At 51.8% G+C, this 685-nt stretch carries 1 protein-coding gene; it reads right to left on the bottom strand.

Annotated elements, in window-relative coordinates; all coding sequences use genetic code 11:
* The coding region (locus R7Q48_RS27675) for a methyl-accepting chemotaxis protein (protein ID WP_318133480.1) at positions 1-685 on the bottom strand (685 nt) is incomplete at both ends.

The following is a 685-nucleotide window of genomic DNA, read 5'->3' as shown; positions in this document are numbered from 1 at the left end:
GTTTCTTGCTCCAAACGAGCCAACATTGCACGAATTTCTTCTGTCGAGCCTTGTGTGCGCGTTGCAAGGTTGCGGACTTCATCGGCTACCACAGCAAAACCACGACCCGCTTCACCAGCACGCGCAGCTTCAATCGCAGCGTTTAGAGCCAACAAGTTGGTTTGATCGGCAATGCCACCAATCTCACTCAGAATACCCTGAATAGCCGTGCTTGAAGCCACCAAATTCTGCGTCTGGAGCTGTGCATCATTCACTTGCGAAGCGAGGTTATCCACCGCGCTTGCAGCATTGTCCATACGCGACATGCCATTCGCACTATTGCTTTGAACTTGGCTTGCCGCCGCTGCTGCTTGTACCGCAGAATTTGCCACTTCTTGTGCGGTTGCGCTCATCTCATTAATCGCCGTTGCTAGCGAGTTGACTTCGTTCACTTGAACGTTCAGTTGATCTCTCGAAGCCGCCGCGCGAGCTTGGCCTTCACTTGCGTTTTTATCAACTTGGTCTGCCGTCGCCATTACGGTTAAAAGCATTTCCTGAATGCGAGCGAGGAAGGTATTAAACCAGTGCGCCAGTTGGGCGGTTTCGTCCTTACCTTTCACCTCAATGCGGTAAGTTAGGTCGCCCTCGCCTTGTGCTGCGTCTTTAAAACGCTCCACTAAGTTAGTTAACACTTTGCCCAACGAGG

This window comes from Vibrio sp. 378 (assembly GCF_033339435.1).
Note: the sequence above shows the minus strand (reverse complement) of the source record. Positions and strands in the feature narration are given on the sequence as shown.